Source organism: Acidovorax sp. (assembly GCF_022763525.1).
Taxonomy (GTDB): Bacteria; Pseudomonadota; Gammaproteobacteria; order Burkholderiales; family Burkholderiaceae_C; genus Acidovorax.
In genome coordinates this window covers 1-4,454 of sequence record NZ_JALEGG010000229.1, presented here as the reverse complement: position 1 = coordinate 4,454, position 4,454 = coordinate 1, and the positions used below count along the sequence as shown (strand labels likewise).

Annotated in this window: 4 protein-coding genes; all 4 read right to left on the bottom strand. The window is 67.6% G+C overall.

All coding sequences use genetic code 11. From position 1 onward, the window contains the following. On the bottom strand, positions 1–1,124 hold a 1,124-nt coding region (locus MRY84_RS17695; RefSeq protein WP_291507017.1), incomplete at its 3' end, for a hypothetical protein. Positions 1,125–1,167: 43 nt separating this feature from the next. Beyond that, positions 1,168–1,821 (bottom strand): C13 family peptidase, encoded by a 654-nt coding sequence (locus tag MRY84_RS17690; protein ID WP_291507016.1) that lies wholly within the window; start codon positions 1,819–1,821, stop codon positions 1,168–1,170. A 446-nt stretch (positions 1,822–2,267) separates the two neighbouring features. After that, positions 2,268–4,268, bottom strand: coding sequence for a glucans biosynthesis glucosyltransferase MdoH (gene mdoH / locus MRY84_RS17685; RefSeq protein ID WP_291507015.1), 2,001 nt, complete (start codon positions 4,266–4,268; stop codon positions 2,268–2,270). Beyond that, a partial coding sequence (locus MRY84_RS17680) for a glucan biosynthesis protein (RefSeq protein ID WP_291507014.1) occupies positions 4,241–4,454 on the bottom strand: 214 nt, incomplete at its 5' end. The genes mdoH and MRY84_RS17680, both read right to left, overlap by 28 nt.

The following is a 4,454-nucleotide window of genomic DNA, read 5'->3' as shown; positions in this document are numbered from 1 at the left end:
GTGAGCTTTTCCATCTGCTCCAGCGCCAGCGTGCAGGCATGCTGCGCCGAAGCCGGGCGCTCGCTGCTGATGCACTCAAGCGCCAGTTCGGCCGCATCGTCCAGGCGACCTGCCTCCACTAAGCAGTCGAGCACGAAGCTGCTGAACCCGTCATCGTCATCGCGCGTCAGGCCGAAGCGGCCCTGCTTGGCCTTCACCAGGGCTGCCTCGATCTGGCCTTGGCGTTGCAAGGCCCTGGCATGCAGGCGTGCGCGGCGGACCCAGACGTCGCGTTGCAGCGGTCGGGGCATGTCCGGCGGCATGCGTGCCGCAATTTGCTGCACGATGGTGTCGATGCTCTCGGGATCGAGAACGATGAACTGTTCGCCCAGCCGCAGCCAGTCTTCATGGTCCACGTCCTGGCCGGGGGCTGCTTGGCGCAACTGGTCCATGGCCTGCCGCACCAGTTGCCGGGCTTGCGCGCTGTCGCCTTCCGCTGCCGCGACCTGGGCCAGCCGCGTGGCCCGCACGGCTTCGTCCCAGGCTCGGTAGGCGGTGCGCTGGGGGTGCGCCGCCTGCAAGGCGTAGCGGGCCTGGACGCAGCGACGCCACACGCCGTAGTCCTGGCTGCGCTCCGCCTGGCCGGACAGGTGCTCCCACGCGCGGTCGGATTGCTGATCCAGCGGCGGCTGAGCCAGCAGTCGGGCCATGCCGTCGAGGGCCTCATGCAGCCTTGCGGCCTGTTCGGGCAGGGCGCGCAAGGACTGGGTGCGGGCAAAGCCGGCGTCCACCTGTGCATCGTGGCGTTCGGCGGGCGGCAACTCTTCCACCATCGCTGCGGCATGGGCATCGATGATCTCCAGGGCGCGGGCCGGCTGACCGGCCTGCATCCACAGGCCGTGCACGCGGTGCAGTACGTCCAGCGAGCCGGGCAGCAGCGTCTGCCGGCCCAGCATCTCGCCCAGGGCCTGCATGCGCCGCGCATGCGCGGTTGACGGTGCCTCGCCTTCGCCCCCAACGTCGTCCCCGGCCCCTTCCTCTTCGTCGGTCGCCTCGAACAGGGCTTCGGCTTCGTCGAGATAGGCGTCCAGCAGCGGGCCGGCCAACGGCGCGGAGTGGAGGGGGGTGGGTGTGGCGGTCAGCATGGGGTGCGTTGGATGAAGGGGAGAAGCGAGGCAAGGGGCAGGCTCACGGCGCCTGCAGCCAGTCCTTGAGCGGCTGGTGGGCCCAGGCCTTGGCTTCGTCGCCAATGAAGGCCATGGGCTTGGAGGGCTGGAGCTTGCGGCGCTTTTCCTGCGCAGCGATCGATTTGCGCGCCTCGCCCATCCAGTCGGAGATCGACAGTTTCGCGGTGCCTTCCTGGCCGAAAAGTGCTTCAGCAAAGGGCGTGTGCTGCCCGGGGTACTGGCAGCGGAACGATGTGCCGCGCACATCCGTGGCCGTGAGAACGACGCGGTTCGGGGCTTTCAACGGCTCGATGAAAGCGCCGCTGTAGCACGCGGACAGCACCACCAGCGTGGGGACCTTGTGAAGCGGCGCCAGTGCATCGCTCAGGATCTGCGGCGTCAGCGGCTGCAGGTTTTTGCCGGCCGCGCTGATGTTGAGCAGGCCGGGATTGGCGTGGGTGGAGATGAACAGCAGCACACGGTCGCGCGGGCGGGCCACCTCGGCCATCTTCGACAGTACCAGTGCGAAATTTTCCGCCGTGGCCTGGGGCCAGTCCGTGGGCTGGTCGCTGGCGGGGTTGGCCAGCTTGAGCATCAACGCATTCGGGTCCATTTCCTTGACCCGCTTTTCCGCCAGCAATACGTCGTTGCGGAAAGCTTTGGCTTGCGAATGCATCGCGAACCCCGCAAAGATGATGCGCCCGGGTGGTTCGGGTGGCGGAGGCGGTGGCGCCGGGGCGACCAACGGGGCGGGCTTGGGTGGCGCCTGGACGGGAGGCTGGGCACAGCCCGCAAGGGCCAGGGTCAGGGCTATGGCGCTGATTAGCGCGAGCCGCCGGCGGGCGGCAGCTGGTGGCGAAAGGAACGGTGGCATCGATAACGGGCCGCACAGTGGAGGTGACCGTGATCGGGGGTCACACATCGGGCACGGGGCGGGAGTGAAAAGGCCCGCATCGTAACGATTTGCCAGGAGTGGGCCGCCGCGCCAGCGTGTTTGGATTTCATGGCGTTTTTGGCCTCTAGCGCTCTTCAATCAAGCGCTATAAGCTATGAAATAGATAGCAAAAGCAAAAAAGCCGGTGCACGCACCGGCTTGTGGTTTGTGCCCGATGTTTCACATTGTCACAATGCGACCAACGCGGGACGGGCCAGGCGGCTGGCGTGCAGCCAGGCACGGCGCAGCACGGGGGGCGACCATGCCTCTTCGGGAATCAACAGGAGACGCTGGTCGCGCAGCGCCTTGCCCAGCGCAATCTGGCTGGTCAGCACGGCCAGCGGGATGGCGAGGGCCAGCGGCAGGCCCACGGGCATCAGCCACAGCAGCGCACTGCTGTCGATCAACGCCACGCCCACTGCCAGGATCGCGATCACGACGCTCATGGGCGCCAACTGGCGCGCGGCATGGCGCCAGGGCACCGCGTGGGCTTCGCGCGGGGGCGACTTCCACTCCAGCTTGAGGCCGGTCAGCGCGATCAGCACGAAGAGCGAATGCGCCAGCATGCGGATGGGCGCTTGCAGGATGGCCAGCACGCTTTCGAGCGCTGCGCTCTTGAGCAGGCTGGTGCCACCGCCGTACTGCTTTTGCTCACCGCGCATGAACACTGCCACCACGCCCAGGATGCGCGGCAGGAAAAGCATGCAGAGCGTCCAGGCCCACAGCGACAGCAGTTCAGCGGGCAGGATGTGCCAGTCGGCCACCAGCTTGGCGCCCGACAGCCACAGGGCCGTGCCCAGGGTGAGGAAGGCCAGCCACAGCGGCGCGGAGAGGTACGCCATGGCGCCGGTGATGAACATCGAGCGGTGCACGGGGTGGATGCCCGGCTCGGCCATGAGGCGCGCATTCTGCAGATTGCCCTGGCACCAGCGGCGGTCGCGCTGCAGTTCGGCCAGCAGGTCGGGCGGCTGCTGTTCATAGCTGCCGATCAGGTCTGAGACCAGCCACACGTGGTAGCCAGCGCGGCGCATGAGCGCGGCCTCGACAAAGTCGTGCGACATGATGCCGCCCGCCAGGCCGCCTTTGCCCGGGATGGGCGCGAGAGCGCAGTGGTCCATGAAGGGCGCCACGCGGATGATCGCGTTGTGGCCCCAGTAGTGCGACTCGCCCAGCTGCCAGTACTGCATGCCCAGCGTGAAGAGGCGGCCCGTGACGCGCGAGGCGAACTGCTGCGCGCGGGCGTGCAGGGTGACGTGGCCGATAGCCTGCGTGGCGGTCTGGATGATGCCAGCCGTGGGGTTGGCCTCCATGAGCTTGGCCATGGAGACGATGCAGTCGCCGCTCATCACGCTGTCGGCGTCCAGCACCACCATGTAGCGGTAGTCCTTGCCCCAGCGGCGGCAGAAATCCGCCACGTTGCCCGCCTTGCGGTGCGTGCGGCGCGTGCGCAGGCGGTAGTAGACCTGCACCTGCGGCTGCTGGCTGTGCTGCGCCAGGGCGGTGCGCAGCTCTTCCCACGCAGCCCGTTCGGCCTGGGCAATGGCCGGGTCGTAGCTATCGGAAAGCACGAACACGTCGAAGGTGGCGCCGTGACCGGTGGAAGCCACGGATTCACACGTTGCCCGCAACCCCGCGAACACGGTGGCCACGTCCTCGTTGCAGATCGGCATGATGATGGCGGTCCGCGCGTCTGGCGAGAGTTCATGCTCCCGCACGCTCCGTGCGGACAGCGCATGCCGGTCGCCGCGCAACATCACCCAAAAGCCCATGAGGCCGGTGAGAAATCCGGTGACCACCCAGGCGGAGAGCAGACCGAACAGCGCGATCTGCCCGTAGCTCAGCCAGGCGTTGTCGTAGTCGGGCTGAACGCCCGCAAACAGAAAGCTCGCCAGGGCGGTGGTCAGAACAGTCAGGATGGCAAAGGTCCAGCGGCGCCGCTGTGCAGCGCCTTCCCACGCCTGGGCGGGGCGGGCGGCCGGCAAGGTCGCAGCCTCTGCCTGGGTGCGGCCCGTGAGCCGCAACAGCACGGCCGTGCCCAGGCTGTTCCAGAAACCGCGCCACGGCACAGGGGCCATGGAGCCTCGGTTCAGCGGCGGGGCCGTGACGGCATTGGGGTGCCGTTCTTCGCGCAGGGCGCTGCGCCAGCCCACGGGGGCGGTGCTTACTCGGGAAGAATGATGTGCGTCCATGTTTCGCTCACAGCGTGGTTGTTGTGTTGAAGAAAAGCGCGCAGCTCAATCGGGCGGTCGCCCTTGAGGCGCTGTACGCGAAGGGTCATGCGCCACTGTTCGGTGGCCGGGTTGCGGTAGACGTTGCTTTCCAGCACCTTGCCGTTGGCGTCGCTGGTCACTACCGCCTTGAGCGGTGCGTCGGCC

Excerpts from the sequence above, each read along its gene's own strand:
- MRY84_RS17690 (WP_291507016.1), bottom strand. The coding sequence starts at position 1,821 with ATGCATTCGCAAGCCAAAGCTTTCCGCAACGACGTATTGCTGGCGGAA.
- mdoH (WP_291507015.1), bottom strand. The coding sequence starts at position 4,268 with ATGGACGCACATCATTCTTCCCGAGTAAGCACCGCCCCCGTGGGCTGG.